Genomic DNA, 26,093 nt, shown 5'->3' on the forward strand with positions numbered 1-26,093 from the left:
CCTGTAACTGTCATCTATGATTTGGGCAGTCACAACGTAGAACATGAAGGTGTAACCGGTCAATTGGACTACAACAGTCACACGGATCTGGTGGTCAGGGTGGCGGTGTCACTCGTCAACGAGCTGACCCCGGGCGAGCGGCGCGGGCGGCCCTTCCCGATGCCGGCCGGCGCGGGCGCCGCCGCCACCGCGGGCCTGCGCGCCGTCTACCCCTCCTACCGCGAGGTCACCGAGGCGGAGGGCGCCGAGCTGGCGCAGGTCGCCGCCCGGCTGCGCGCGGTCTTCACCGCGGTCGCGGCCGGCGCCATCGACAGCGCGGCGACGCAGGTGAACGCGCTGCTGGAGGAGACGCACGCCAGGCCGATGCTCGAACGGCACGACGGCGAGCCCTGGCACCTGCACTTCCACGGCCGGGGCGGCACGATGTCCGGCGACTGGGCGGCGAGCTGCGCCACGGGGCTGGCGATCGTGCTGGGCAGCGAGTTCCACGACCGCCTGGGGGTGTGCACGGCGCCGCACTGCGACCGCGTCTACGTGGACGTCTCGCGCAACGGCACCCGCCGGTTCTGCTCCACGGCCTGCCAGAGCCGGGTCAAGACGGCCGCCTTCAGGGCGCGGACGAGGTCGGAGTGACCGCAGCGGGCCAGCTCAGGGTGACAACACGCGGATGGGGGAGCCGTCGATGAAGGCGTCGATGTCCTCGACGGCCTCGCGGAAGTACGTGCCGTAGTTCAGCTCCGTCACGTACCCGAGGTGCGGCGTGGCCAGCACGTTCGGCAGCGTGCGGAACTCGTGCCCCTCGGGCAGCGGCTCCAGGCCGAACACGTCCAGCCCGGCCCCCGCGATCCGCCCCGCCCGCAGCGCCGCGGCCAGCGCGTCCTGGTCGACGATCGCCGCGCGGGCCGTGTTGATCAGGTACGCCGTCGGCTTCATCAGCGCCAGCTCCCTCTTGCCCACGAGCCCCCGCGTCCGGTCGCCGAGCACGACGTGCACGGAGACGACGTCGGAGGCGGACAGCAGCGCGTCGAGGTCGGGGGCCAGGCGCGCGCCGCAGGCGGCGGCCCGCTCCTCGGTGAGGTTCGCGCTCCAGGCAACGACGTCCATGCCGAACGCCCGCCCGACCGCCGCCACCCCCGAGCCGATCTTGCCCAGGCCGATCAGCCCGAGCGTGCGGCCGTGCAGGTCGGTGCCGATCGTGTGCTGCCACGGCCCGCCGGCCCGCATGGCGTTCGACTCGGGCACCAGGTGGCGGGTCAGGCCGAGGATGAGCGCCCAGGTCAGCTCGACGGGCGGGGTGGAGATGCTGCCGGTGCCGCAGACCGTGACGCCGTGCTCCCGCGCCGCCGCCAGGTCGATGGAGGCGTTGCGCATGCCGGTGGTGACGAGCAGGCGCAGCTCGGGCAGCCGGTCGAACAGCTCGGCGGGGAACGGCGTGCGCTCCCGCATGGCGACCACGATCTCGCAGTCGCGGATCGCGGCCACGAGGTCGTCCTGGCGGCCGAAGTGCTCGCGGAAGCTCTCCACCCGCACCCTCGACCAGTCGGCCAGACCGAGGGCCACGTCCTGATAGTCGTCCAGCACGGCGCATCGCAGCATGACTCCGGATCTTACGCCCGGGGCCGCGGGCATCCAGAAAGCCCTCTTACCCGAGGGAGGTTTTCCCCTTACCGCGCGAACCGCCCGTCCTTCGCAACCGTGGCGAAGAGTGTCCTGAAGTCCGATGGGAGAGGAACTCATCCCCTGCGCAGACAGCTGGCAGCGGCAACCCTGGCCACCGTTGCCACCCTCACCACCCTGGTCGCGCTCCCCGCCTCGGCCGACGCCGCCTCCAGCGCGGAGCGTGTCAGGATGACCGGCGGTCAGGAGGTGCCGGGGCCGGGCGACCGCAACGGCTTCGGCACGTTCGCCTGCGAGGGGAGCCGCGGACGGCTGTGCTAGGGCTGCGCGCGCGGCTGCGTCAAGGCCGTCCGGCACCAGAACGCCAGGAACGCCGCCACCACGCTCACCTTCAGGGAGCTGCGCGGCATCGTGAAGTGGCCGCACCGGTACTACGTCAACGTGCACGACAAGAGGTTCCCGGCCGGCGCCATCAGGGGCCAGCTCGGATGGGGGCCAACCCCCTGCTCCAGCTCCCCGGTGTGCCCCGGGGAGCTGGAGCCCGTTCAGTCGGCGGCCAGCCGCTCCGCCTCTTCGTGCAGCGCCTCGATCAGGATCAGCTCCAGCCGGAGCTCGGCGAGATCGGGCGCGACGCCGTCCAGGACGTGCATGATCGGGCCTCCCTGAAGTTTAGGACGCCCCATAGGCCACAGAGGTTCACAACGTCTCAGGTTTCGCTTCTGAAACGTTCCCACGCGGACTGCCGGGTCATGCCGAGGGCGGCGCCGATGCGCTCCCAGCTCACGTCCCGGGAGCGGACGTGTGCCACCCAGTCGCGCAGATTGTCGTCCACCTGTGCCTGTACGGCGGCGATTTTCGGGAGATGGTCGAGTATTTGCTCTTCTGACATCGATTCCCAGGCGGGCAGCCGGGGCTCGGTGGAAGCGGCAAGTCGCTCCTGTTCCAGGATTTCGCCGCACAGCCCTACACATTCGTCACAAATGTGTACGCCCGGCCCGGCAATGAGCTTGTTCACGTCTGTGCTCTTCTTATGACAGAAGGAGCAATGGAGGTTCTCTTTCCAGTCAGGCATGACCTGACGATAGTGCCGTCAGGCGACTCCTGACAAGCCTGCGAGCCGATCCCGGTCCATCTGCGCTCGCAGGATGTCCTGCCGCTCCTCGTTGATCCTGCGGGACAACAACAGGTACGCGCTGAGCACCTGCCCGTACCTCTCGCGTGCCTGTTCGAGCTGGCCGCGCAGCAGGCAGGCACGCTCCGTCTCACCGTGTCGCTCGGCCTCGGCCAGCAGTGCGCGCGCCTCGTCCACGATCTCTTCGGCCCGCGCTCTCGTGCGGCGCAGCACCGCGGAGCACTCGTGCAGCTCCGTCAGTCGCGCCGAGGAGACGATGAACTCAGCAGTGTGCACGGCCGAGCCGTCGGCCGTTCCGCTGCGGAGATCAGATCCCATTTCCCGCCACCTCCCGGTCAAGGTTGCCTAACTGTAGACGCGCGACTCCCGCGCCGGGATCACCGGCGATCGCCGGTGGGGGCTTAATGAACCCGGCGGGGAAAAAACAGCTCCCGGGGGGGAAATCCTCATCCCTGAACGCCATTCGGTGCTCGTTCAATGCGGTACTTGGCGGAGATCCCGCTGGTTATCGGTGGAATGCCGTGAAACTCCGTTGTGCTGAAAACGGGAGAGGAGAAGACGCCCGATCCGCCTCCGCGGGCACCCGCGCCGTCACATACTGAGACGGGATGACAACGCGAGGTGACGGTGAAGTGGTGGCCATGCAGGAGGCAGGAGCCGATGACGACGGGCTAGACGTGAGCGTGGTCATCCCCGTTCACAACTGCCGGGCCTTCCTCGACCGGTGCCTCACCTCGGCGCTCGTCCAGCGGGTGAAGAAGGAGCTCGTCGTCGTGGACGACGGCTCCACCGACGGCAGCGGAGAGCTCCTCGACCTCTACGCCGCCTACCACCCGGGCAGCGTCAAGGTGGTGCACATCGAGGCCAGCGGCGGCGCCGGGCGGCCCCGCAACGTCGGCATCGAGCACGCCAGCGGGCGCTACGTCTTCTTCTGCGACGCCGACGACTACCTCGGCCCCGAGGCGCTCGAACGCATGGTCGCGGTGGCCGACCGCAACGACACCGACATCGTCCTCGGCAAGATCGTGGGCCACGGCAGGCGGGCGCCCGCGTCGATGTTCGCGCGCGGGGCCGACCGGGTGGAGCTCGGCGACAGCAACGTCTACAACAGCCTGAGCTGCTTCAAGCTGTTCAGGCGGGAGCTGCTGGTCCGCCATCGCATCCGGTTCGGCGAGGGCATGCTGGTGGGGGAGGACATCCTGTTCACCGTGCACGCCTACTGCCACGCCAGGGCGATCTCGGTGGTGGCCGACCACGACTGCTACCACCTCGTCTCCCGGCCCGACGGCAGCAGCATCATGCAGCAGCCCGGCAGCAGGGACCCGCTGGCCTGGCTGGCCATGATCCGCGAGCCCATCCGGCTGATGGCCCGGCACGTCGAGCCCGGCCCGCTGCGCGACCACCTGCTGCGCAGGCACTTCAGGCTCGACGTGTTCACCCAGCTCGGGGCGGTGTTCCTGGAGAGCGACGACGTGCGGCGCAAGGACATCGCGCGGGAGGTCGCCGCCCTGTGCGAGGAGTGGTACACCCCAGGCGTGCACGAGCGGCTCAACACCATCGACAGGCAGCGGGCCGGCGCCCTGGACGACCTCGACCGCCTCGTGCGCCTGGCCCGCATCGAGAGCGCCACCGTGCGGCGCCGGCTGACCGGGCTGCGCTGGGAGGGCGAGCACCTGGTGGTGACCGGCGCCGCCAGGCTCGACGGCATCACCAGGGACGACGGCCTGGCCGTGGTGCTGCGCTCCAGGCACGACCCGGCCAGGGAGCTGGTGGTGCAGGCGGAGCAGCAGGGCGGCGAGTTCACCGCCAGGGTGGACGTCGGCGCGCTCGACTCCGGCATCTGGGACCTGCGCGTCGCGGTCGAGATCGAGGGCGTGATCCGGCTCGGCAGGCTCGGCGCCGACCGCGACAGCGGCATCGGCAGGCCGCAGCCCCGGCTGATCGGCGGCGTCGTGGCGCTGCCCTACTTCACCAGGGACAACGGGAATCTGAGCATCGACATGGGCGGCCACGTGGTCGCGGTGCCCGGCATGGTGCGGCTGATCAGGATGCGCTGGGCGCTCGGGCACCGGCTGCTGATGGACGGCGAGGTCACCGTGGTGGGCACCACCCCGGCGACCTCGGCGGTCAAGCAGCTCGTGTGGCGCGAGCGGCGCAGCGGGCGCGAGCGCGCCGAGCCCGTGATGGCGCTGCCCGGTGGCGGCTTCGCGGCCAGGCCCGCCGTGGGCAAGCTGGCGGCCGGCACCTGGGACGCCTACCTGGAGCTGGATCTGGGCGGGCCGCCCGCGCGGTTCAGGATCGAGACGGACACGGTGGCGGGGCCGCGCCGCTGGTGGGGGACCACGTTGCTGAGGAGCGTGCGGCCGTACGCGACCTCGGGCAAGGGGCGGCTGAGCGCGGTGGTGCGGCGGCTGACGGCGGAGAGCCTGGTCAAAAGAATTCTGCGGTAATTGCCATCTATGTGCAGCTGCAAGACGATGTCCTAAAGTAGGACCGTTTGTCCCGTCCTCTTCCTGGAGGCAGCCGTGCACGTACCCGATGGCTTCTTCAACGCAGCGACATCCGTCTCGGCCGGGGTCGTCGCGGCCGCCGGCGTCGCCGTCTGCCTGCGAGGGGCACGGCGTGAGCTCGACGACCGCACCGCGCCCATGGCCGGGCTCGTGGCGGCGTTCATCTTCGCCGTGCAGATGCTCAACTTCCCCGTCGCCGCCGGCACCAGCGGCCACCTGCTGGGCGGCGCGCTGGCCGCGATACTCGTCGGCCCCTACACAGGCGTGCTGTGCATGACCGTGGTGCTGCTGGTGCAGGGCGTCTTCTTCGCCGACGGCGGGCTGACGGCGCTCGGCGTCAACGTCACGATCATGGGCATCGTCACGGTGCTCGCCGGCTGGGGCGTCTTCCGGCTGGTCACCGCGCTGGCCAGGGGGAAGGTCGTGGTGGCGGCGTTCCTGGCCGCGCTGATCTCGGTGCCGGCCTCCGCGCTGGTGTTCACGCTGCTGTTCTGGATCGGCGGCACCGCCCCGATCGAGGTCGGCACGGTGGCCGTCGCGATGGGCGGCGTGCACCTGCTGATCGGCATCGGTGAGGCCCTGATCACGGCGGTGACGGTCGGCGCGGTCCTGGCCGTCCGCCCCGACCTCGTGTACGGCGCCCGCGGCCTGGCCAAGCCGCTGGAGCTGCGCGGTGCGGGCGGCACGACGACCACGGTGGCCGGGAGGGAGCCGGTCACCGAGCGGCGCCCGCTCAAGCCGTTCCTGCTCGGCGGCGTCGGCCTGACGCTGGTGCTGGCCGGGGTCGTCTCCTTCTTCGCCTCCTCCTCGCCCGACGGGCTGGAGGCCGTGGCCGAGAACAAGGGCTTCCTGGACCAGGCGGCCGACCACCTGTTCGGCGGATGGGCGCTGGCCGACTACGGTGAGGTGGGCGGGATCCCCGTCGGCGTGGCCGGGGTCCTCGGCGTCGGGCTGGTGCTGCTCATCGCCGGGGCGGTGGCCTTCGCCGCGCGCGGCCGGCACCGGACCGCCGACACGGGCAGGACCACGGACGAGACCAGGGTGTGACACGTGAGCGCTGGGCACCATCACCGGCTCTACCTGCCGGGCGACTCGGTCGTGCACCGGTTGCCCGCGCAGTGCAAGCTGCTGGCGGTGCTCGCCTTCGCGCTCGTGGTGGTGGCGACGCCGCGCGAGCGTTTCTGGGCGTTCGCCGCCTACGCCGTCCTGCTGGGCTGCGTGGCGGTGGCGGCCAGGGTGCCCGTGACCTACGTGCTGCGGCGCATGGCGATCGAGGTGCCGTTCGTGCTGTTCGCCTTCCTCATCCCGGTCGTCGGGCTGGGGGAGCGGACCGAGGTGCTGGGGCTCTCGCTGAGCGTGCCCGGCCTCTGGGCGGCCTGGAACATCCTGGCCAAGGCCTCGCTCGGCGTGGTGGCGTCCATCCTGCTGGCGGCCACCACGCAGCCGCGCGCCATCCTCCTGGGGGCGCAGCGGCTGCGGCTGCCGAGCCTGCTGGTGCAGATCGCCATGTTCATGCTCAGGTACATGGACGTGATCGTGGACGAGATGCGGCGGATGCGGGTGGCCAGGGAGTCGCGCGGGTTCGAGGCCCGCAACCTCCGGCACGTCCCGGTGATCGCGCGCTCGGCGGGGGCGCTGTTCATCCGCTCGTACGAACGGGGTGAACGCGTGCATCTGGCCATGCTCAGCCGCGGCTACACCGGCCGGCTGCCGGTCGTCCAGGAGCTGCCGGCGTCCGCCGCCCACTGGGGCACCGCACTCGCCCTGCCCGCTCTCGCGCTCGCCGTCTGGGGTCTGACGTGGTGAACTCTCTCGAAGTCCGGCAGCTCGCCTACGCCTATCCGGACGGCACGCAGGCCCTGTTCGGGGTGGACCTGACGATCGGCCGCGGCGAGCGCGTGGCCCTGCTCGGCCCGAACGGCGCGGGCAAGACCACCCTGGTGATGCATCTCAACGGCATTCTGACCGCCGGGCACGGGAGTGTCACCGTGGCAGGCACGCCGGTCGGCAAGGGCACGCTGAAGGAGGTCAGGCAGCGCGTCGGCCTGGTCTTCCAGGACCCCGACGACCAGCTCTTCATGCCCACGGTCCGCGACGACGTGGCGTTCGGCCCGGCCAACGCGGGCCTGCGCGGCGCGGAGCTGGACCGGGTGGTCACCGGCGCGCTGGAGCGGGTGGGCATGCTGGAGGCCGCCGACCGGCCGCCGCACCACCTGTCGTTCGGCCAGCGGCGCCGGGTGGCGGTGGCGACGGTGCTGGCCATGGCGCCGGAGATCCTGGTGCTCGACGAGCCGTCGTCCAACCTCGACCCTGCCGCCCGCCGGGAGCTGGCCGAGATCCTGCGCTCCCTCGACGTGACGGTGCTCATGGTCACGCACGATCTGCCGTACGCGCTGGAACTGTGCGAGCGCTCGCTGATCCTGTCCGGCGGCGTGATCGCCGCCGACGGGCCCACCCGCGAGCTGCTCGCCGACACCGATCTGCTGGCCCGGCATCGCCTGGAGCTCCCGTACGGGTTCGCGATTCCCGCCATCTGAGGCAAGCTGGCCTCCCAAGCATGGGCATGGACGGCGAGATGGGTAGAAACCCGGAGCATGGTTCTTGACGGGGCGTTTGGTATGCGTTTAGGCCAGCCTTGTCCTCCTGCATCCGACTTTTCGTAGTTTGTGCATGCCCGGTATCCGGGGATGTCGAAGTACAGTGGCTCATCGAGGAGGGGCCCATGAAGCTGCGGCTTGCGCGACACGCCCTGGGCGACGCCGTGGTGGTGGCCGTCGAGGGGGAGCTTGACCTGTTCACCGCGCCGTTCCTGCGCGACGAGGTGCGTGACGCCATCAAGCAGGACAGCGCCCGCCTCGTGCTCGATCTGCAGCAGCTGTCCTTCATGGACTCCAGCGGCCTGTCGGTGCTGATCGAGGCCTGGCGGCTGGCGACGGGCGAGGGTGGCGGCGTGTCCCTGGCGGCGCCCCAGGCGCCGGTGGCGCGCATCCTGCGCACGACGGGGCTGGACCGCCGGATCAAGGTGTACTCCGACGTCGACACCGCCGTGGGCGAACTTTAACCACCCCCGAGTAGAACTTCATTCGGTTTCCGGGTTAGGGTCCGGTCTATGGACGTGAACGGATCTGCAGCAATCATCTCCGGCGGCGCCAGCGGCCTCGGTGAGGCCACGGCCCGCGAGCTGGCCCGCCTCGGCGCCACCGTGGTCATCGCCGACCTCAACGAGGAGCGCGGCAAGGCCGTCGCCGACGAGATCGGCGGCGTCTTCGCCAAGACGGACGTCTCCGACGACCAGCAGGTGCAGGCGGCCGTGGACGCCGCCGTGGCCACCGGCAAGCCGCTGCGCGTGGTGGTCAACAGCGCCGGCATCGGCTGGGCCGAGCGCACGGTCAACCGCGACGGCAACCCGCACAACCCGGCCTCCTACCGCAAGGTCATCGAGGTCAACCTGATCGGCACGTTCAACCTCATGCGCATCGGCGCGGCCGCCATCGCCAAGACCGAGCCGGCCGACGCCGACGGGCAGCGCGGCGTGGTGATCAACACCGCGTCCGTGGCGGCCCTGGAGGGGCAGACGGGCCAGCTCGCGTACTCGGCCTCCAAGGGCGGCATCGTGGGCATGACCGTGCCGGCCGCCCGCGACCTGGCCGCCATCGGCGTACGGGTGAACACGATCTGCCCCGGCATCATCGACACCCCCATCTACGGCTTCTCCCCCAACTCCGAGGAGTTCAAGGCCAAGCTGGTGGCGCCGGTGGTCTTCCCCAAGCGCATGGGCCGGGCCGACGAGTTCGCCCACCTGGTCAGCTCGCTCGTCGCGAACGACTACATGAACGCAGAAGTCATCCGCTTCGACGGCGGCATCCGCTTCCAGCCCAAGTAAGGCAGGTCCCGTGTCTGACGAAGTGCTCGTCGAGGAGTCCGGCAATGTGGCGATCCTCACCATCAACCGCCCCCAGGCGCGCAACGCCATCAACGGCGCGGTGGCGAGGGGCGTCGCCGAGGCGCTGGACGCGCTGGACGCCCGTCCTGACATCTCCGCTTACGTCCTGACCGGCGCCGGCGGCACGTTCTCCGCCGGCATGGACCTCAAGGGGTTCCTGTCCGGCGACTTCCCCGTCGTCGAGGGCCGCGGGTTCGGCGGGCTGACCGAGGCGCCGCCGAAGAAGCCGCTGGTGGCCGCCGTCGAGGGGTACGCGCTGGCGGGCGGGTTCGAGCTGGCGCTGGCCTGTGACGTCATCGTGGCCTCCTCCGCCTCGAAGTTCGGCCTGCCGGAGCCCAAGCGCGGGCTGGTGGCGGGCGCGGGCGGGATCATGCGGCTGCCGCGGCGGATCCCGTACCACGTGGCCATGGAGATGGCCCTGACCGGCGACCACTACGAGGCCGCCCGCCTGTACGAGCTCGGCCTGGTCAACCGGATCACCGAGCCGGGCGCGGCCCTGGAGGGCGCGCTGGAGCTGGCCAAGAAGATCGCCGCCAACGCCCCGCTGGCACTCGCCGCGACCAAGAAGGTCGTCATCGAGTCCCAGGACTGGTCGCTGGAGGAGATGTTCGAGAAGCAGGGTGCGATCATCAACCCGGTCTTCGGCTCGAAGGACGCCATGGAGGGCGCCGCCGCTTTCGCCGAGAAGCGCGCGCCCCGGTGGAAGGGCGAATGACCGGTCCCCTCCCGTCCGCCAAGGAACGGGAGGGGTCTCCTTTAGCGCGCGCATAGCTCTGCCTGGATACGGTAAAGAAAGAGGAGACAAGTTACCGGGAGAGCGCATGAGCGACTATTCGGGTTCCAGGTTCGAGTCCGCCAGGCGCGGTGCCGGAGCGCTCCTCTCCGGCGCTCTCAGCGCGCTGATCATCGTGGTCGGCATGGTCGCGGTCATGTGGGTGGTCGAGGGGGTCGACTTCTTCGTCGGCGGCGCGCTCGACTACCAGTTCGGCATCGTCGGCTGGGACCCTGACGGCCTGGTGGGCATCCTCTTCGCGCCCTTCCTGCACGGCGGCTTCGGCCACCTGATGGCCAACTCGGTGCCGCTGCTGGTGCTGGGCTTCCTGGCCGGGCTGCGTGACGTGCGCAAGTTCCTCTGGGCCACCGTGCTGATCGTCTTCATCGGCGGCCTGGGCACCTGGGTGACCAGCCCCATGGTGCTGACGATCGGGGCGAGCGGGCTGGTGTTCGGCTACTTCGGCTACATCCTGGCGCGCGGCCTGTTCGACCGCAGGCTCCTCGACATCGTCATCGGCATCGGCGTGGGCATCGCGTACTGGGGGATCCTGGCGGGGCTGCTGCCGAACCAGGAGGGCATCTCCTGGCAGGGGCACCTGTTCGGGCTCATCGGCGGCGTGGTGGCCGCGTGGGTGCTGCGGCGCAAGCGGCGTGAGGTGGCGCCCGCGAACCCGTACTCGTTCTGACAAGAATTGTTCATGTTTCTCCCCATCTCGGGACCTTAGCCCGTACGGGGGCAGGCGTCGGTCAGAGCTGCTGAAGGACGGGAGCGCTGACCATGTCGAACAAGTTGCGCATTGCCTTTGCCCTGCTCGCGGGGTACTTCCTCGGCCGGCGCCGTAAGCTGCGCATGGCCGCGGCACTGGCCGCGGCCGGGATGGCCGGGCGCGCCCGCGGTGGCAAGGGCGGGGGCGGCGGCGGTGGCCTGCTGTCGCAGGGGATCAAGAGCCTCACCTCCTCCGCGGACGTGGCGCCGATCGTGGACCGCCTGCGTGGCGATCTGCTCCAGGTCGGCAAGGCGGCGGCGGTGGCCGCGGCCGGCAGGCAGATCGACTCCCTGAGCGACAAGCTGCACGAGCGCGCGGAGTCGCTGCGGTCGCCGGGGCAGGAGCCCGGTGGCGACGCGGACCAGGCGCAGTCGCGGGACGAGTCCGACGACACCGGCGAGTCCCAGAACACGGGCAAGTCCCAGAACACCGGCGAGTCCGAGGACGCCGACGAGTCCGAGCGTCAGGACACCGGCGAGGACGAGCCCGAGGACTACGGCGAGGACCACGGCGAGGAGCCGGAAGCGGAGGCCCGGGAGCCGGAGGAGAGCGAGAGGACCCAGCGGCGGCCCCGCATGCTGCGACGGACCCGCCGGCCTGTGAGGGGGAGCAGCCATGGCTGAGTCAGAAGTCGGGCGAGCCAGAAGGGCGGCCAGGGCGGCCGGCCGGGCCGGGACGGGGAGCGCCAAAAGGTCCGCGGGCGCGGGCCGGCGCCTGGCCGCCGCGGCGAGGAGCACGGAGGACCAGCCGGACCAGCCGGACCGTGGGGCGAGCGACCCGGACGAGCGGCCGGAGAGCCCGGCAAAGGGCACGAACGATGCCGGGAAGGACACCGGTGGTGGCGTGCTGGGCGCGGCGAAGGGGGCCGCCGGCGGGCTGGCCGGTGCCGCGAAGGGCACCACGCGGGCGGTGGCCGGCGTGGCGAAGGAGGCCGGGCACGAGATCGTCAAGAACCTGCCCACGGACCGCCTCAAGCAGGAGGCGCAGAACCTGCTGCACGCCGCGGCAGGCCGGGTGCTGGCCCGCGCGGAGGACAAGCTCGAAGGGCTGACCGGCCGCCTGTCCGACTACGCCGGGGGCAAGGGCTCCAGCCTCCTCGGCGCGGTGACCGGCTCCGGCGGTGACAGCCCCGGCAGCGGCCTGGTGGGCGGCGCGATCAAGGGCGGCCTCACGGGCGGCCTGACAGGCGGCCTGAAGGGCGGCCTCAAAGGCGGGCTCAAGGGCCTGATGCAGAAGCTCACCGGCAAGGGCGACAAGGGCAACCGGAAGATCACCAACATCATCGAGTCGATCGACGTCGGCGCGCCCCGCCGCCTGGTCTACAACCAGTGGACCAAGTTCGAGGACTTCCCGTCCTTCATGAAGAAGGTCGAGAACGTCAAGCGGGAGTCCGACCAGGACTCCATGTGGAAGGCCCAGGTCTTCTGGTCACACAGGAACTGGAAGGCGCACATCGTCGAGCAGATCCCCGACCAGCGCATCATCTGGCGGTCGGAGGGCCCCAAGGGGTTCGTGGACGGCGCGGTGACCTTCCACGAGCTCACCGACGACCTCACCCGCATCCTGGTGGTGCTGGAGTACCACCCGCAGGGCCTGTTCGAGCGTACCGGCAACATCTGGCGCGCCCAGGGCCGCCGCGCCCGCCTGGAGCTCAAGCACTTCAGGCGGCACGTGATGGCGCACCTCCTCCTGCACCCCGACGACGTGGGTGACGGCTGGCGCGGCGAGATCCGCGACGGCGAGGTGGTCAAGGACCACGAGACGGCGCTGGAGGAGGAGCAGGCCGCCGAGGAGGAGGAGCCCCAGGAAGAAGAGGACTACGAGGAGGAAGAGCCCGAGGAGGAGGAAGAGGAAGGCGAGGAGCCCGAAGGCGAGGAGGACGAGTACGAGGAAGAGGACGAGGAGCCCGAGGAGGACGAGGAGGAAGAGGAGCCTGAGGAGGAGGGCGAGGACGAGGAGGAGCCCGCCCCCCGCTCCAGGACCCGCTAGAGGTGGGACCGCGTGTGCTCGGCCGGCGATGTGGACAGCAGCCGGTCGATGTACGCGAGCCCGACAGCCGAGACCACGAACGCCAGATGCATCAGCGTCTGCCACATGATCTTGTCGTTCGGCGTCGTCGAGGCCCGGATGAACGTCTGCAGCAGGTGCACCGACGAGATCCCGATGATGGCCGTGGCCAGCTTGACCTTCAGCACGTTCGCGTTGACGTGGGAGAGCCACTCGGGCTCGTCGGGATGGTCGTTGAGGTCGATGCGCGAGACGAACGTCTCGTAGCCCCCGATGATCACCATGATCAGCAGGTTCGAGATCATCACCACGTCGATGAGCGCCAGCACCGTGAGCATGACCACGACCTCGCGCGAGGGAGCCCCGGCGACCGGGGCGTCCCCGTGCAGGAACACGGTCTCGATGAGGTGCCACAGCTCCAGGGCGAACTGGTACACGTACACGGCCTGGGCCACGATGAGCCCCAGGTAGAGCGGCACCTGGAGCCAGCGGCTGGCGAACATCAGGTAACCGAGGCTCTTCGGCCGGGCGGTTCCCGGGCCGAATGCGGGCTTGGGGGGCAAGAAGGTTTCCTACGTGTCGAACCGGAGGGGGAAGCACGGCGGCCAGCACCGGCGGGGTAGCCGGTGCTGGCCGGGGTTCGCGTGGCGCGCCGGGGCTGACTAGAGGCGCTCGACCACGTAGTCGACGCAGGTCGTCAGGGCCTCGATGTCGGCCGGGTCGATGGCCGGGAACATCGCGATGCGCAGCTGGTTGCGGCCCAGCTTGCGGTAGGGCTCGGTGTCGACGATGCCGTTGGCGCGCAGCACCTTGGCCACGGCCGCGGCGTCGACGGAGTCGGCGAAGTCGATCGTGCCGACCACCTGGGAGCGGAACTCGGGAGCGGCGAACGGCGTGGCGTAGGCCGACTTCTCCGCCCAGGTGTAGAGGCGCTGGCTGGACTCGGCCGTGCGGGCGGTGGTCCAGGCCAGGCCGCCGTTGCCGTTCATCCAGTCGAGCTGGTCGGCCAGCAGGAACAGCGTGGCGACCGCCGGGGTGTTGTAGGTCTGGTCCTTGGCGGAGTTGTCGATCGCGACCGGCAGGCTGAAGAACTCGGGCACGAACCGGCCGCTCGCGGCGATCTCCTCGACCCTGGCCAGGGCGCGCGGCGACATGATCGCGATCCACAGGCCGCCGTCGGAGGCGAAGCTCTTCTGCGGCGCGAAGTAGTAGACGTCGGTCTCGGCGAGGTCGACGGGCAGGCCGCCGGCGCCGGAGGTGGCGTCCACGAGCACCAGCGAGTCGTCGGAGCCGACCCGCTTGATCGGCATGGCCACGCCGGTCGAGGTCTCGTTGTGGGTGAGCGCGTAGGCGTCGACGCCGTCCTCGGCCACGGCCTCGGGGTAGGTGCCCACCTCGGACTTGATGACGCTCGGCTCGCCCAGCCAGGGCGCCTTCTTGGTGACCGCGGCGAACTTCGAGGAGAACTCGCCGAACGACAGGTGCTGGGACTTCTCGCGGATGAGCCCGAAGGCGGCGATGTCCCAGAACGCGGTGGTGCCGCCGTTGCCCAGCACGACCTGGTAGCCCTCAGGCAGCGAGAACAGGTCGGCCAGACCGGAGCGCACGCGGCCGACCAGGTTCTTGACCGGCTTCTGGCGGTGCGAGGTGCCCATGAGGCTCGCGCCGGAGGCGGCGAGCGCGGCCAGTTGCTCGGTGCGAACCTTCGAGGGCCCGCAGCCGAAGCGGCCGTCGGCGGGCTTGATGTCAGCGGGAATAACGATGTCAGCCACGTAACGGAGCCTACCGACCTGCGGGGAATGGCTGGCACCCGGTCCGGACTTTGAGACCGGTGAAAGTTTCAGCGCACGCGCGAGGTCAGCGTCCCCTGCCTGACCGGAGACTTGACTGAAGGCTCAGGAAATCCCACTTTCCAGGCAAGCCGCAAGAGGCGTTGATGGCCATGGAAGACGCGGACGTCCTTACCGCCAGAGAGCTGGAGATCCTCTCCCTGACCGGTTCAGGCCACAGTGCCCAGGAGATCGCGGACCTGCTGCGGCTCTCCCGGTGCGCGGTGGAGAACCACCGGCGGCGCATCTACCGCAAGCTCGGGGTGGCGGGCCAGGGACAGGCCGTCTTCCGCGGGCTCGGCCTGCTGGAGCCCGCCGGCCCGCCGTCCGTGGCGCGGGAGCGGGGCAGGGAGCTGGTCGTCGTGCACGCCAGGTGCCCGATCGCCGGCGAGGTGGTGACGCGGGCGGTGATCGGGGCGGGGCGGGCGCTGGCGGCCGTGCGCGGGCCGCTGCCGTACGACGAGGAGTTCCAGGCCAGCCGGCTCACGGCGGTGCTGGTGGACCCCGTGACGGCCGACTGGGCGCTGCCCGGGCGGCTCGGGGCGCGCACGGTCGCCGTGCCGTCCGCGCCGCCGGGGCCGTGCATGGTGACCGACGCCGTGGCGCGGGGCGCGTCCGCGGTGTTGTGGCTGGAGGACGTGCCGGACCACCTGTGCGCGGTGCTGGACCTGGTCGCGCGGGAGTACCTGGTGCTGGGCGCGGGCATGGTGCAGCGGCTCGGCCCGGCGCCGCGGCTCACCGAGCGCGAGGCCGAGGTGCTGGCCTCGATCGCGCGCGGCGACAGCATCAAGCAGACAGCGCGCCTGCTCGGCATCGCGGGCAAGACCGTGGAGAGCACCAGGGCCAGGCTGTTCGTGAAGCTGGGAGCCCGCAACCGGTCCGAGGCGCTGACCAACGCCTACCGCGTGGGGCTGCTGCCGCCGGGGCCGCCGGGCGGGCGGCCCCGGCGCAGGATCACTGGCCTCGGCTCGACGGATCGACCCGGGCGAAGGTGAGCAGGTCCACCATCCTGAAGTCACCCGCCGGGCCGGAGCGCCGCGGCAGCGTGGGGCGCCAGGACGGGTTCGTGCGCAGGAACGAGGACGGGTCGAGCTGCAGCAGGCCGACGAAGACCTCGCCGACGATCCGCGCGCCCACCCCGGCCAGCCTGAGCCCGCCGGCCAGGACCTCGGCCTCCTTGAGCACGTAGTACCACAGCGGGGTGCTGGCGGGCAGCCCGTGCCCGATCGCCTGCAGCTCGGGGAAGTGCTGCGCCTCCAGCGACTGCACGCCGATGGCGCGCGCGATGTTCTGCCCGGACGGCATCGACCAGGTGATGTGCCGCAGCAGGTTGCGCTGCGCCAGCGAGGTCGGCGGGTCCGCGGACGGGATCGCGGCCAGCGGCAGGTTGAACAGCGGCGTGGACAGCTTGGTGTCGATGCGCTTGTTCGGCCGCACCTCGCCGTCGCCGAAGTCGAAGAACGTCTGCCAGCCGATGAAGCGCCTGGGCGCCCTGGCCCCGCCGCGCAGGTCCACCGGGTCGGCCTGGCCCTGGCCCGCGGGGTCGAAGATGAAGCCGAAGAACGCCGTGCCGTCGGGGTTGCCCGCCAGGTTCGCCCGGTACGACGGCCGTACCATGCTGTGCCCGAACCGGTAGGCCGCGCCCTGGAACTCGACGGGGATGAACTGCTGCCCGGCCACCGGCCGGTAGAAGCGCCGCCCGTTCGTGAGGATGTCGCTGACGACGTTCTGGCCGATGATCTGCGGCAGGAACTCCCGCAGCACCAGCCACTGATAGTGCCACCTGACCTGCTGCCTGGCGGCCTCGAACACGTTGCCCTGCTGGCCCGCGGCCCGCAGGTGGTCCACGACCCGGTTGTGGAAGCGCAGGAACGCGGCGTGCAGGCCGCTGATGATGAGGTTCTCGTCGTTGCGTGGATCGGGGATGATCGCCGTACGGTTCGGCCTGCGCGGCACGTCCTCGAACCGGCCGCCGCTCTCCACGCGGAGCTTGGCGCCGTCCGCCGGGTCGTAGAACTGCGGGTCGGAGGCGGGGCCGCGGGCGTAGACGGTGTCGAGGTCGAAGCCGGGCGTCCTGAGGTTGGGCGACTGCTCGGGCGCGGTCGGCACGCCCAGGGGGGAGTCCTGGTCGAAGGTCATGTCGTGGTCGATGAACTGACCGAAGAACGTCGTGCCGGCCGTGTGGGTGGTGTTGTCGAGGTTGTTCGGGCTGAGCTCGGGGTTGGTGATCAGCCGGATGGGTCCTTCCTGCAGCGGGTCCCTGGCGTCGACCAGGCCGCCGGCGCGGCCCATCTCCATCAGCGCCGTCCTCAGGCTGGGGACGTTGAGGTCGGCGAACGGGGCCAGGTTGAAGACCCGCCCGAACCGGTCGGGGGAGGTGGCCAGGCCGCCCGCGCGGGCGGTGACGACCTTCGCGAGGGCCTCTGCGGGGGTGAGCGTCAGGGCGGCGGCTCCGGCTCCTACGCCGGTGAGGAAGCCGCGCCTGGTTAAACCTGATGTGGGCTCGTCCGTGGCCATGACGTGCCTCCTTACTGACCTCGCACCGGAGGAGGGCAGGCGTGCGCAGCCGTCATACACCTGCTCGTGGGAGGCCTGGGGGGGTATCTGCCGTAAGGCTGAGCCCTTGACTGGAACGGGTCAAGGAACCACTTTCCCCTAGGGTCTTTCGTCCCCGGGAACGCGAAACGGCTACCGCCACGGCCCTTCCGGATCGGAGTCGGCGCCGCGCGGTAGCCGCAACACGGGATCAGTACTTGCCGACGACCTCGTCGGCGCCGTCCAGCTCGCTGAGTGGGCGCGAGGTGGGGCCGGTGTAGATGGCGCTCGGGCGGACCAGCCTGCCCGTGCGCTTCTGCTCCAGGATGTGCGCGGCCCAGCCGGCCGTGCGGGCGCAGGTGAACATCGAGGTGAACATGTGGGAGGGCACCTCGGCGAAGTCCAGCACCACGGCGGCCCAGTACTCCACGTTCGTGGCCAGCACGCGGTCCGGCTTGCGGGCGTGCAGCTCCTCCAGCGCGGCCTTCTCCAGCGCCGCCGCGACCTCGTAACGGGGCGCGTCGAGCTCCTTGGCCGTGCGGCGCAGCACGCGGGCGCGCGGGTCCTCGGCGCGGTAGACGCGGTGGCCGAAGCCCATGAGCCGGTTGCCCTTGTCGAGCTCGCTCTGGACGTACTTCTTGGCGTCGCCGAGCTGCTCGACGCCCTCGATCATGTGCAGGACGCGCGCGGGCGCGCCGCCGTGCAGCGGGCCGGACATGGCGCCGACGGCACCGGAGAGCGCGGCGGCCACGTCGGCGCCGGTGGAGGCGATGACGCGGGCGGTGAACGTCGAGGCGTTCATGCCGTGCTCGGCGGCGGAGGTCCAGTAGGCGTCGATGGCCTTGACGTGCTTGGGATCAGGCTCACCGCGCCAGCGGATCATGAAGCGTTCGACGATGGTCTTGGCCTCGTCGACCTTGCTCTGCGGCACCATCGGCAGGCCGAGGCCGCGCGCGGACTGCGCCACGAACGACAGGGCCATGACGGAGGCGCGGGCGAGCTGGTCGCGGGCCTCCTCGTCGCTGATGTCGAGCAGGGGCTTGAAGCCGTAGGCAGGGGCCAGCATCGCCAGCGCGCTCTGCACGTCTACACGGATGTCACCGGAGTGGACAGGAATGGGGTACGGCTCCGCCGGGGGCAGGCCCGGCTGGAACTGATTGTCGACCAGCAGGCCCCAAACGTGCCCGAAAGGGACACGGCCGACCAGCTCTTCGATGTCGACGCCCCGGTATCGAAGGGCGCCCCCTTCTTTGTCCGGTTCCGCGATCTCGGTCTCGAAAGCTACGACGCCTTCGAGCCCGGGTTTGAAGTCGGACATGCTCGGCCGCCTCCCTTTCTTGCCATGTTTCGGCAACGCGATGCCTTGATGTCGAGATACCGGCGGGTCAATTTAACCCCCTTCCAGCTCATGCTCGGTCTTGGGACCCGCCGTAAGGCCAAACCCGCTGGTGGAGAGGGGTGCATGGGATCCGCCACGCAAGCGCGCAAGAATATCGTCTCGTGGATGCCACCCCGCGCCCGCCCACGCTGGCGGGGCTTCGCCGTACGTACGAGGGCGAGCCGTTGCTCGAATCAGACCTCGCGTCCGACCCCATCGCGCAGTTCACCACCTGGTTCCAGGACGCGCTCGACGCCGGCCTCCCGGAACCCAACGCCATGGTCCTGGCCACCGCGTCGGCCGGCGGCCGGCCCAGCGCCAGAACGGTCCTGCTCAAGGGCTACGACGAACGCGGATTCGTCTTCTACACCAACTACGAGTCGCGCAAGGGCCGCGACCTGGGCGAGAACCCGCGTGCCTCGCTGCTGTTCCCCTGGCACCCGATGCGCCGTCAGGTGCGCGTCGAGGGCACTGTGACGAGGATCTCCCACGCGGAGACGGCCGAGTACTTCGACTCGCGCCCGTACGGCTCGCGCGTCGGCGCCTGGGCGTCGCGTCAGTCGGCGGTCGTGCGTTCCAGGGAGGAGCTGGACGCCAGATATGAGGAGATAGCAGCCCGATGGCCGGAAGATCCGCCTGTGCCGGAGTTCTGGGGCGGGTTCCGGGTCCATCCGGTCGAGGTGGAGTTCTGGCAGGGCCAGCTCGATCGGATGCACGACCGGCTGCGTTACAGGCGGACGCGACCCGGGTGGGTTCTGGAGAGACTTGCCCCTTAATGTTCGTTAAGTGGCATTCGGGGTTCTGGTCAAGCGTCATCTCGTAGACACCCGGCCGCTGGGCGTTCCCGCGTACCGGCGGATCTGGCTGGGCCAGGCCGTGTCGCACATCGGCGTCGGCGTGACCGTCGTGGCGGTCGGGCAGCAGGTCTTCGAGATCACGCAGTCGTCCTTCTACGTGGGCCTGATCGGCATCGCCAACCTGATCCCGCTGATCGTCTTCGGCCTGTGGGGCGGCGCCGTCGCCGACGCCGTGGACCGGCGCAAGCTGCTCATCGTCGGCTGCCTGATCGCCTGGGCCGCCACGCTGTTCATCCTGATCCAGGCGCTGCTCGGGCTGAACAACGTCTACCTGATCTTCCTCGCGGTCGCGCTGAACTCCACCGGCTTCGCCATCACCGGGCCGACCAGGGGCGCGATCATCCCCCGGATCCTCGACGCGGAGCTGGTGCCGGCGGCGAACGCGCTCAACTCGCTCGTCTACAGCATGGGCGCGGTCCTCGGGCCGATGATCGGCGGGGTGGCGATGTCGACCGGCGGCTACGCGTGGGCGTACGCGGTGGACGCCGTCCTGTTCACCGCGAACCTCTACGCGGCGCTCAGGCTGCCCTCACTGCCTCCGCTGGGCGAGGTGCAACGTCCGGGGGCCAGGGCCGTCCTGGACGGGCTCAGCTTCATCGTGAGGACCCCGGTGCTGCTGATGTCGTTCGTCGTGGACATCATCGCGATGGTGTTCGCCATGCCGCGGGCGCTCTTCCCCGAGCTGACCGCCGAGCGCTTCGGCGGTGACCTGATCGCGCTGGGCTGGATGAACTCGGCCATGGCCATCGGCTCCGTGACCGGCGCGCTGTTCTCCGGCTGGGTGGGGCGGGTCAAGCGGCAGGGGGTGGCGCTGTCGATCGTCATCGCCGTGTGGGGGCTGGCCGTGGCCGCCGCCGGGCTCGTCCACGACCTGCGGCTGCTGGTGCTGTTCATGGCCGTCGGCGGGGTGGCCGACGTGATCTCCTCGGTGTGGCGGCAGTCGATCCTGCAGCTCTACGCGCCCGACGAGATGCGGGGGCGGCTGCAGGGGGCGTTCATGGTGGTCGTGGCGGGCGGGCCGCGCCTGGGCGACCTGCGGGCCGGCGCCACCGCCACGGCCTTCGGGCTGACCGGGGCGTGGGTGGGCGGCGGTCTGGCGTGCGCCGTCACCGTGCTGGTCGTCGGGCTGTCGGTGGCGGGCTTCCGTAACTACCGGGCCGGCGCGACCGCCGAGCTGCCGTCCAAGGGCAAGCCGCCCGGCTGACGCTCAGACGACCCGCGCCGCCGCCTGGAGACCTGACGCTCAGGCGACCCGCGCCGCCGCCTGGAGACCTGACGCTCAGGCGACCCGCGCAGCCGCCTGGAGGTCGGCCAGGAAGCCCGCGTACGCCGCGTCCCTGTCGGGCGCCCGCAGCACCGCGGAGGGATGGATGGTCGCCACCGCCAGCGCCTCGCCGAGCGGCACCGCCTCACCGCGGTGCTGCGTCACCTTGAACGCGCGCCCCAGCAGCGACCGCGCCGCCGTCGCGCCGAGCACCACGACCACCTCGGGCCGCACCACGGCCAGCTCCGCGTTCAGCCACGGCTGGCAGGCGCCGATCTCCGCGGCCGTGGGTTTCTGATGAATCCGTCTTTTACCCCGTGGCGTGAAAGAGAAGTGCTTGACGGCGTTGGTGAGGTAGACGTCCTCACGCTCGATCCCCGCCTCTTGCAACCCTCTGTCCAGAATGCGCCCCGCAGGGCCGACGAACGGATGCCCCTGCCGATCCTCCTGATCGCCCGGCTGCTCGCCGACGAGCATGAACCTGGCCTGCCGCGGCCCCTCGCCGAACACCGTCTGCGTGGCGTTCCTGTACAGGTCACAGCCCTCGCAGCCGGCCGCGGCACGCCGCAGCGCGTCAAGATCGAGACGGTCGGGAAGGAACTCGGCCGCCCCATTGTTGCCGTCCTTAACCATGGTCGGTCGTTCTCCCAATAGGGTTCCCTGTGACTCAAGTGCCCGCAGCGGACGGGCTCAGTCCCACGACCGGCGTACCATTCACTTGGGAGGAGCCTTGACCGCACACGGCTTGATCGACACCACGGAGATGTATCTCCGTACCATCTATGAGCTTGAAGAAGAGGGCATCGTCCCGCTGCGCGCCCGCATCGCCGAGCGCCTTCAGCAGAGCGGCCCCACTGTCAGCCAGACCGTGGCCCGCATGGAGCGCGACGGGCTGGTCCGGGTCGAGGGTGACCGCCACCTGTCGATGACGGAGCTGGGCCGCACGCTCGCCACGCGGGTGATGCGCAAGCACCGCCTCGCCGAATGCCTGCTCACGCAGGTCATCGGGCTTCCGTGGGAAGAGGTGCACATCGAGGCGTGCCGCTGGGAGCACGTGATGTCGGAGTCCGTGGAGTCACGGCTGGTGACGTTGCTGGACAACCCGACGGTGTGCCCGCACGGCAATCCCATCCCTGGGCTGGCCGAGCTGGGCGCCAGAGAGCCGGTCGAGAGCGACGACGACGTGCTGACGACGATGTGCGACCTGGCCGGCACACGCGACACACCCGTAGTCGTGCGTCGAATTAGCGAACAAGTGCAAAGCGATCCCGCTGTGATGCTTAAACTCAAGCAAGTTGGGATACAACCCGGACGCGAGGTGACGCTCGCGGCGAGCGACGACGGTGTACGGGTGACAGGTGACGGTGACGCGAAGGATACTCCCGCGGAGCTTCCGCGCGATGTCGCCGCGCACGTTTTTGTCTCCAAGCGCTGACGCGCGCGCAGCTACTTGGTTGAATCCCTCCTGGGAGGCCCTCCACTCTCCCCTGGCCAAGACTGTTGCAGGAGCGCTCGTGGTCCGCTTTGCATACACGCCACCCCGAGGAGTGGTCTCCGGATGAAGCGATGGGGGGATCTGTCACAAGAAGCGGCTGATCACCTTGCTGCCGGGTCCGTGCTCGACCACGCCGAAATGGCCGTGGTCGTCACCGACCGTTTCAGCAATCTCCTCTATTGGAATCCATTCGCCGAGAAACTGTTCGGCCGGCAGGGTAAGTCGCCTTCGCGTGACACGTCCGTCCTGTCCCTCGGGATCATGGAGAAGGACCACCCGATGGCGATCGAGCTCGCCAAGCACGTGCTCAAGGGCGGCGTGTGGGAAGGCACGTTCGACGTCAGGCGCGGCGACGGCACGATCGTCTACGTCCGCGCGCAGGCCGTGCCGTTGCGCCCCGCGTCGGGCGCGGTGACGGGGATCGTCATCATGGCGCGCGAGGCGCTGCGCAGCAACGAGCGCGAGAAGGACCGCTTCGGGCTGCTGGAGCGCATCGGCGAGCGGCTGGCGGGCTCCCTGTACGTCGAGGAGACGCTCAAGCGCGTCGCGGAGATGCTCGTCCCCCAGTTCGCCGACCACTGCTTCATCGAGCTGATGGAGGGCGACAGGCTCGTCCGCAGGGTCTCTCAGCACGTACAGGGGTGGACGCCCCCGTCGGGAACATGGAAGCCGGTGGGCGCGGAGATCCGCTACCCCGCCGGCCACTACGCCGACACCGCGCTGCGCCGCCAGGAGACCATCCTGGTCGAGGACTTCGCCACCAACCGCAGCCCCGCCCCCCACGAGAACAGCGCGCGCCTGTGCGGTGAGATCGGCATGACCTCCGCCATCGTGGCGCCGCTGCTGGTGCGGGGGGAGACGCTCGGCCTGATGTACCTCGGGCTGTCCAACCTCACCGACCGCCGCAGCCCGCACTATGACGCCTTCGACCGCGACTTCGTCGGCGCCATCGCCACCCGGGTCGCGCTGGCGATCGACAACGCGCTGCTGTTCGAGGAGGAGCGCCACACGGCGGAGTCGTTCCAGAAGTACCTGCTGCCCCGGGCGCTGCCGCAGCTCGACGGCCTGCAGATCGCCGTGCGCTACTACCCGGCCGCCCCGCTCGCCTCCCACGGGCAGGGCATCCAGACCCAGGTCGGCGGCGACTGGTACGACGTCATCCCGCTGTCCGCCGGCCGTGTCGGCATCGTGATCGGCGACGTCGAGGGCAGGGGCGCCAAGGCCGCCGCCATCATGGGCCAGCTCAGGGCGGCGCTGCGGGCCTTCGCCCAGGACGACAAGTCCCCGGCCGACATCCTGGCCAGGCTCGACGAGTGGACCCGCATCATCGCCACCCCCGAGCAGGACGACAACGGCACCGACGTCAGCGTCCCGCCCATCGTGACCTGCCAGTACCTCGTCTACGACGCCTGGTCGCGGCAGCTCTCCTTCGCCAACGCCGGCCACGCCGCGCCGCTGCTGCTGGTCGACGGGCAGTGCGTCGAGCTCGACATCGAGGAGGTCGGCCAGCCGCTCGGGGTGCGCGCCAAGGGCCTGCACGCCGACCTGGTCTACAAGGAGGAGACCCGCACGCTGCCGCCGGGCGCGGCGCTGCTCCTCTACACCGACGGCCTGGTCGACCGGCGTCCCGGCCGCGACGGCCGGATGCCGAGCGAGGCCGAGACGCTGGGCGTGCTCTGCGAGAAGCTCGCCAAGATGTCCGACGCCGAGGTCGAGCGCATCGCCGACGCCGCCACCGTCGCGGTGCCCGGCGAGATCGACGACGACATGGCCATCCTCGTGGTCCGCTCCAGCGACGTGGACCTCGACGTGGAGTCCCGCACGTTCCCCGCCCAGCCCATCATGGTCGGCGAGGCGCGCCGGATGGCCGCCGAGGCGTTCGCGAGCTGGAACGTGCCCGAGGAGCGCGCCGAGCTGGCCTGCCTGCTGGTCTCCGAGGTCGTGACCAACGTGGTGCTGCACGCCGCCACCGCCGGGGTGCCGCGCAGGGAGCTGGTCGTGGAGGGCCCGCCGCTGCCGTTCGAGGAGTCCTGGGACATGCCGGGCTTCGAGGACGAAGTGGTCGGCGACAAGGAGTTCACGCTGCGGCTGCGCAGGGGCGAGGAGGCGGTCTGGGTCGAGGTCTTCGACCAGGACCTGCGCCTGCCCCGCATCCGCAGCGCCGGCGAGAACGACGAGGGCGGGCGCGGCCTCTACCTGGTCGACCAGCTCGCCAGGCGCTGGGGCTCGCGGCCCACCAGGGAAGGCAAAGCCGTCTGGTTCGAGATTCCCACCCGTGGCAGGTGAGTGATTCACTGGCGGCCATGGAGCTGGCCTTCGAGCGCCGGGGCACCGGCACGCCGCTGATCCTCGTCCACGGCATCGGCCACCACTGGCAGGGCTGGCTGCCGGTCCTCGACCGGCTCGCCGCCCGGCACACGGTGATCGCGGTGGATCTGCCCGGCTTCGGGGTCTCGCCCGAGCTGCCGCCGGGCATCCCGTACACCGCCGAGTCGCTGGCCGACGCGGTCGAGTCGTTCTGCGCCCGGCTCGGCATCCGCGAGCCCGCCGTGGCGGGCAACTCCCTGGGTGGTTACATCGCGCTGGAGCTGGCCTCGCGCGGCGTCGTCCGCTCGGCGGTCGCGCTCTCTCCTGTCGCCTTCTGGTCCCGCGCCGAGCTGCTCTACTGCCAGGCGATGCTGCGCGTCATGCGCGCCACCGCCCGCTCCATGCCCTTGGAACGGCTGGAGAACCGCTACCTGCGTACGGCGGCGGCCGGGCTCCTCGTCGCCCACCCCGCCAGGCTCGACCCGACCGCCCTGATGGCCGCCACCCAGGCGCTGGGCAGCGCGCCCGGCTTCGAGGAGACACTGGAGTCGTTCGGCGGGCTGATGCCGCCCGCGCCGGCCAAGGTGCCCTTCACGATCGCGTGGGGCGAGCACGACCGGCTGCTGCCGCGCCGCCAGGCCGTGCGCGCGGCGCGGTGGTCGGGGCAGCGGGTCAAGCTGATGAAGGGCTGCGGGCACGTACCGATGAGCGATGACCCCGAGCTGGTGGCCCGGGTCATCCTGGAATCGGCGTGAGGTCGCGGGTCAGCCGTTGCGCGGGGTGCGGAACTCCTCGATCAGGACCGGGTACTGCTCCCCACCGTGCCCCGCCGCGATCGCCCGGTCGGCCATCGCCTTGATCAGCTTCGGCCACTCGGCGTTCACCCCGGCCGCCTCGCTCTCCTCGACCAGGTGCGCCATCGCCCGCACGTCCGTCTCCAGAGCGGACACCTCGGCGGGGAAGGAGCCGCTGTCCACCTGCTCGGCGTACCCGGGCAGCCACCCCGCCACCCCGGTGGCGATCTCCTGCGCGAACGGCGCGAACGTCGCCGCGTCGACCCCGGCCGCCCCGAGCATCGCGGTGCCCTGGAGCCAGGCGTTCAGGATGCTCCACATCATGGTCAGCCCTGCCGCGTCGTACAGGGACGCCAGCCCCACGTCCGCGCCGAGGTGGTTGACGGTGCCCAGCACGCCCAGCGCCCGCTCGTGCGCCTCGAAGTCCGCGCGCGGCCCGCTGTGCAGGATCACCGCCTCGGCGGTCCCGATGGTCTGCGGGATGGCCATGATCGCCCCGTCCAGGTAACGGGCCCCGCGCCGGCCGGCCCACTCAGCGGCCTCCCTGGCCTGCGCCGAGGTGCCCGAGGTCAGGTTGACCAGCGTGATGCCCGCCAGCGTGCCGTCGCTCCCGTTCAGCAGCTCGCGCACGGCCTCGTAGTCGGTGACACAGATGATCGTCAAAGGGCTCGCCCGCAGCGCCTCGCCGGCCGTCGCCGCCAGCCGCGCGCCCCCGGCCACCAACGGGTCGGCCTTGGCCGCCGTACGGTTCCAGACGGTCGTGGGGTGCCCGGCCTTGAGGAAGGCGCCGGCGAGTGCCTGGCCCATCAGCCCGAGCCCGATGACCGTCACAGGTGTGGTGCTTCTGTCGTTCATGGCAGCATCGTCAACGTTGAGATCGGTCT

At 70.6% G+C, this 26,093-nt stretch carries 27 protein-coding genes and 2 pseudogenes; 19 read left to right on the forward strand and 10 right to left on the reverse strand.

Going from position 1 to position 26,093, the window contains the following annotated elements:
• Positions 1-63 precede the first annotated feature (63 nt).
• Entirely contained in the window at positions 64-633 is a 570-nt protein-coding gene (locus LCN96_RS04200; protein ID WP_225271266.1) for a CGNR zinc finger domain-containing protein, read from the forward strand.
• 15 nt (positions 634-648) lie between these two features.
• On the opposite strand, the gene LCN96_RS04205 is transcribed toward LCN96_RS04200, so the two are convergent.
• Positions 649-1,596 carry a D-2-hydroxyacid dehydrogenase family protein gene (locus LCN96_RS04205; protein WP_225271267.1) on the reverse strand — a complete coding sequence of 316 codons (948 nt, stop codon included), beginning with the start codon at positions 1,594-1,596 and terminating at the stop codon, positions 649-651.
• A 99-nt stretch (positions 1,597-1,695) separates the two neighbouring features.
• Here LCN96_RS04205 and LCN96_RS04210 point away from each other — a divergent pair, with 99 nt between their 5' ends.
• Both LCN96_RS04210 and LCN96_RS57325 read left to right on the forward strand, forming a co-directional pair.
• Positions 1,696-1,938, forward strand: a complete 243-nt coding sequence (locus LCN96_RS04210; RefSeq protein ID WP_225271268.1) for a hypothetical protein — start codon at positions 1,696-1,698, stop codon at positions 1,936-1,938.
• 63 nt (positions 1,939-2,001) lie between these two features.
• Positions 2,002-2,091 (forward strand): annotated as a pseudogene (locus tag LCN96_RS57325) (hypothetical protein); the annotation flags it as partial.
• A 232-nt stretch (positions 2,092-2,323) separates the two neighbouring features.
• Here LCN96_RS57325 and LCN96_RS57330 read toward each other — a convergent pair.
• Together LCN96_RS57330 and LCN96_RS04225 are read right to left on the reverse strand one after the other, a co-directional pair.
• On the reverse strand, positions 2,324-2,689 hold the full coding sequence (locus LCN96_RS57330; protein WP_311132209.1) for a ClpX C4-type zinc finger protein: 366 nt from the start codon (positions 2,687-2,689) through the stop codon (positions 2,324-2,326).
• A gap of 18 nt (positions 2,690-2,707) precedes the next feature.
• Positions 2,708-3,067: a hypothetical protein gene (locus tag LCN96_RS04225; RefSeq protein ID WP_225271269.1), complete on the reverse strand. Its 360-nt coding sequence runs from the start codon at positions 3,065-3,067 to the stop codon at positions 2,708-2,710.
• Positions 3,068-3,357: 290 nt separating this feature from the next.
• On the opposite strand from LCN96_RS04225, the gene LCN96_RS04230 reads away from it, so the two are divergent.
• From LCN96_RS04230 to LCN96_RS04275, 10 genes are all read left to right on the forward strand, one after another.
• Positions 3,358-5,199, forward strand: a complete 1,842-nt coding sequence (locus LCN96_RS04230; protein ID WP_225271270.1) for a glycosyltransferase family 2 protein — start codon at positions 3,358-3,360, stop codon at positions 5,197-5,199.
• A gap of 75 nt (positions 5,200-5,274) precedes the next feature.
• Complete coding sequence (locus tag LCN96_RS04235) at positions 5,275-6,306, forward strand: energy-coupling factor ABC transporter permease (RefSeq protein ID WP_225271271.1); 1,032 nt, start codon at positions 5,275-5,277, stop codon at positions 6,304-6,306.
• Between the two features lie 3 nt (positions 6,307-6,309).
• Complete coding sequence (gene cbiQ / locus LCN96_RS04240) at positions 6,310-7,065, forward strand: cobalt ECF transporter T component CbiQ (RefSeq protein WP_225271272.1); 756 nt, start codon at positions 6,310-6,312, stop codon at positions 7,063-7,065.
• Positions 7,059-7,796, forward strand: a complete 738-nt coding sequence (locus LCN96_RS04245) for an energy-coupling factor ABC transporter ATP-binding protein (RefSeq protein WP_404823939.1) — start codon at positions 7,059-7,061, stop codon at positions 7,794-7,796. The genes cbiQ and LCN96_RS04245 overlap by 7 nt, the downstream gene beginning before the upstream one ends.
• A 185-nt stretch (positions 7,797-7,981) precedes the next feature.
• Positions 7,982-8,320 (forward strand): STAS domain-containing protein, encoded by a 339-nt coding sequence (locus LCN96_RS04250; RefSeq protein ID WP_225271274.1) that lies wholly within the window; start codon positions 7,982-7,984, stop codon positions 8,318-8,320.
• Positions 8,321-8,368: 48 nt separating this feature from the next.
• The gene (locus LCN96_RS04255; protein WP_225271275.1) at positions 8,369-9,142 is read left to right on the forward strand and encodes an SDR family NAD(P)-dependent oxidoreductase; all 774 of its coding nucleotides are present in this window, start codon (positions 8,369-8,371) and stop codon (positions 9,140-9,142) included.
• 10 nt (positions 9,143-9,152) lie between these two features.
• A complete protein-coding gene (locus tag LCN96_RS04260; protein ID WP_225271276.1) occupies positions 9,153-9,917 on the forward strand; it encodes a crotonase/enoyl-CoA hydratase family protein in 765 nt (254 codons plus the stop codon).
• A gap of 106 nt (positions 9,918-10,023) precedes the next feature.
• Entirely contained in the window at positions 10,024-10,662 is a 639-nt protein-coding gene (locus tag LCN96_RS04265; protein WP_225271277.1) for a rhomboid family intramembrane serine protease, read from the forward strand.
• A gap of 92 nt (positions 10,663-10,754) precedes the next feature.
• Positions 10,755-11,366, forward strand: a complete 612-nt coding sequence (locus LCN96_RS04270; RefSeq protein ID WP_225271278.1) for a hypothetical protein — start codon at positions 10,755-10,757, stop codon at positions 11,364-11,366.
• Positions 11,359-12,732: an SRPBCC family protein gene (locus LCN96_RS04275; protein WP_225271279.1), complete on the forward strand. Its 1,374-nt coding sequence runs from the start codon at positions 11,359-11,361 to the stop codon at positions 12,730-12,732. Before LCN96_RS04270 ends, LCN96_RS04275 begins: the two co-directional genes overlap by 8 nt.
• On the opposite strand, the gene LCN96_RS04280 is transcribed toward LCN96_RS04275, so the two are convergent.
• Both LCN96_RS04280 and serC read right to left on the reverse strand, forming a co-directional pair.
• Positions 12,729-13,313, reverse strand: a complete 585-nt coding sequence (locus LCN96_RS04280; protein WP_225271280.1) for a TIGR00645 family protein — start codon at positions 13,311-13,313, stop codon at positions 12,729-12,731. The genes LCN96_RS04275 and LCN96_RS04280 overlap by 4 nt on opposite strands.
• A gap of 99 nt (positions 13,314-13,412) precedes the next feature.
• Positions 13,413-14,522 (reverse strand): phosphoserine transaminase, encoded by a 1,110-nt coding sequence (gene serC, locus LCN96_RS04285; protein ID WP_225271281.1) that lies wholly within the window; start codon positions 14,520-14,522, stop codon positions 13,413-13,415.
• 164 nt (positions 14,523-14,686) lie between these two features.
• On the opposite strand from serC, the gene LCN96_RS04290 reads away from it, so the two are divergent.
• On the forward strand, positions 14,687-15,574 hold the full coding sequence (locus tag LCN96_RS04290; protein WP_225271282.1) for a helix-turn-helix domain-containing protein: 888 nt from the start codon (positions 14,687-14,689) through the stop codon (positions 15,572-15,574).
• On the opposite strand, the gene LCN96_RS04295 is transcribed toward LCN96_RS04290, so the two are convergent.
• The 3 genes and pseudogenes from LCN96_RS04295 to LCN96_RS04305 form a co-directional block, all read right to left on the reverse strand.
• Entirely contained in the window at positions 15,534-16,877 is a 1,344-nt protein-coding gene (locus LCN96_RS04295) for a peroxidase family protein (RefSeq protein WP_225275919.1), read from the reverse strand. The two genes, LCN96_RS04290 and LCN96_RS04295, sit on opposite strands and share 41 nt — an antisense overlap.
• A 126-nt stretch (positions 16,878-17,003) precedes the next feature.
• Positions 17,004-17,096: pseudogene (locus LCN96_RS57335) on the reverse strand (twin-arginine translocation signal domain-containing protein); the annotation flags it as partial.
• A 229-nt stretch (positions 17,097-17,325) separates the two neighbouring features.
• Positions 17,326-18,432 carry a citrate synthase 2 gene (locus tag LCN96_RS04305; RefSeq protein WP_225271283.1) on the reverse strand — a complete coding sequence of 369 codons (1,107 nt, stop codon included), beginning with the start codon at positions 18,430-18,432 and terminating at the stop codon, positions 17,326-17,328.
• A 182-nt stretch (positions 18,433-18,614) separates the two neighbouring features.
• On the opposite strand from LCN96_RS04305, the gene pdxH reads away from it, so the two are divergent.
• Together pdxH and LCN96_RS04315 are read left to right on the forward strand one after the other, a co-directional pair.
• On the forward strand, positions 18,615-19,268 hold the full coding sequence (gene pdxH, locus LCN96_RS04310; RefSeq protein WP_225271284.1) for a pyridoxamine 5'-phosphate oxidase: 654 nt from the start codon (positions 18,615-18,617) through the stop codon (positions 19,266-19,268).
• Positions 19,269-19,278: 10 nt separating this feature from the next.
• On the forward strand, positions 19,279-20,553 hold the full coding sequence (locus LCN96_RS04315; protein WP_225271285.1) for an MFS transporter: 1,275 nt from the start codon (positions 19,279-19,281) through the stop codon (positions 20,551-20,553).
• Positions 20,554-20,628: 75 nt separating this feature from the next.
• On the opposite strand, the gene LCN96_RS04320 is transcribed toward LCN96_RS04315, so the two are convergent.
• Positions 20,629-21,246: a UdgX family uracil-DNA binding protein gene (locus LCN96_RS04320; RefSeq protein ID WP_225271286.1), complete on the reverse strand. Its 618-nt coding sequence runs from the start codon at positions 21,244-21,246 to the stop codon at positions 20,629-20,631.
• 97 nt (positions 21,247-21,343) lie between these two features.
• Here LCN96_RS04320 and LCN96_RS04325 point away from each other — a divergent pair, with 97 nt between their 5' ends.
• The 3 genes from LCN96_RS04325 (at position 21,344) to LCN96_RS04335 (ending at position 25,170) form a co-directional block, all read left to right on the forward strand.
• Positions 21,344-22,048 (forward strand): metal-dependent transcriptional regulator, encoded by a 705-nt coding sequence (locus tag LCN96_RS04325; protein ID WP_225271287.1) that lies wholly within the window; start codon positions 21,344-21,346, stop codon positions 22,046-22,048.
• A 123-nt stretch (positions 22,049-22,171) separates the two neighbouring features.
• Positions 22,172-24,394 carry an ATP-binding SpoIIE family protein phosphatase gene (locus LCN96_RS04330; protein WP_225271288.1) on the forward strand — a complete coding sequence of 741 codons (2,223 nt, stop codon included), beginning with the start codon at positions 22,172-22,174 and terminating at the stop codon, positions 24,392-24,394.
• On the forward strand, positions 24,391-25,170 hold the full coding sequence (locus LCN96_RS04335) for an alpha/beta fold hydrolase (protein WP_225271289.1): 780 nt from the start codon (positions 24,391-24,393) through the stop codon (positions 25,168-25,170). The genes LCN96_RS04330 and LCN96_RS04335 overlap by 4 nt, the downstream gene beginning before the upstream one ends.
• A gap of 9 nt (positions 25,171-25,179) precedes the next feature.
• Here LCN96_RS04335 and LCN96_RS04340 read toward each other — a convergent pair whose 3' ends face one another.
• Positions 25,180-26,064: an NAD(P)-dependent oxidoreductase gene (locus LCN96_RS04340; protein ID WP_225271290.1), complete on the reverse strand. Its 885-nt coding sequence runs from the start codon at positions 26,062-26,064 to the stop codon at positions 25,180-25,182.
• Between the last annotated feature and the right edge of the window lie 29 nt (positions 26,065-26,093).

The sequence above is a fragment of the Nonomuraea gerenzanensis genome (assembly GCF_020215645.1).
Taxonomy (GTDB): Bacteria; Actinomycetota; Actinomycetes; order Streptosporangiales; family Streptosporangiaceae; genus Nonomuraea; species Nonomuraea gerenzanensis.

Bases quoted from the DNA above. Each gene is read 5' to 3' on its own strand.
- LCN96_RS04230 (WP_225271270.1), top strand. From the start codon at position 3,358: ATGACAACGCGAGGTGACGGTGAAGTGGTGGCCATGCAGGAGGCAGGA.
- LCN96_RS04305 (WP_225271283.1), bottom strand. From the start codon at position 18,432: ATGTCCGACTTCAAACCCGGGCTCGAAGGCGTCGTAGCTTTCGAGACC.
- LCN96_RS04320 (WP_225271286.1), bottom strand. From the start codon at position 21,246: ATGGTTAAGGACGGCAACAATGGGGCGGCCGAGTTCCTTCCCGACCGT.
- LCN96_RS04295 (WP_225275919.1), bottom strand. From the start codon at position 16,877: ATGGAGATGGGCCGCGCCGGCGGCCTGGTCGACGCCAGGGACCCGCTG.
- LCN96_RS04330 (WP_225271288.1), top strand. From the start codon at position 22,172: ATGAAGCGATGGGGGGATCTGTCACAAGAAGCGGCTGATCACCTTGCT.
- LCN96_RS04205 (WP_225271267.1), bottom strand. From the start codon at position 1,596: ATGCTGCGATGCGCCGTGCTGGACGACTATCAGGACGTGGCCCTCGGT.
- LCN96_RS04275 (WP_225271279.1), top strand. From the start codon at position 11,359: ATGGCTGAGTCAGAAGTCGGGCGAGCCAGAAGGGCGGCCAGGGCGGCC.
- LCN96_RS04340 (WP_225271290.1), bottom strand. From the start codon at position 26,064: ATGAACGACAGAAGCACCACACCTGTGACGGTCATCGGGCTCGGGCTG.
- LCN96_RS04290 (WP_225271282.1), top strand. From the start codon at position 14,687: ATGGCCATGGAAGACGCGGACGTCCTTACCGCCAGAGAGCTGGAGATC.
- LCN96_RS04255 (WP_225271275.1), top strand. From the start codon at position 8,369: ATGGACGTGAACGGATCTGCAGCAATCATCTCCGGCGGCGCCAGCGGC.
- LCN96_RS57330 (WP_311132209.1), bottom strand. From the start codon at position 2,689: ATGCCTGACTGGAAAGAGAACCTCCATTGCTCCTTCTGTCATAAGAAG.
- LCN96_RS04270 (WP_225271278.1), top strand. From the start codon at position 10,755: ATGTCGAACAAGTTGCGCATTGCCTTTGCCCTGCTCGCGGGGTACTTC.
- LCN96_RS04225 (WP_225271269.1), bottom strand. From the start codon at position 3,067: ATGGGATCTGATCTCCGCAGCGGAACGGCCGACGGCTCGGCCGTGCAC.
- LCN96_RS04265 (WP_225271277.1), top strand. From the start codon at position 10,024: ATGAGCGACTATTCGGGTTCCAGGTTCGAGTCCGCCAGGCGCGGTGCC.
- LCN96_RS04250 (WP_225271274.1), top strand. From the start codon at position 7,982: ATGAAGCTGCGGCTTGCGCGACACGCCCTGGGCGACGCCGTGGTGGTG.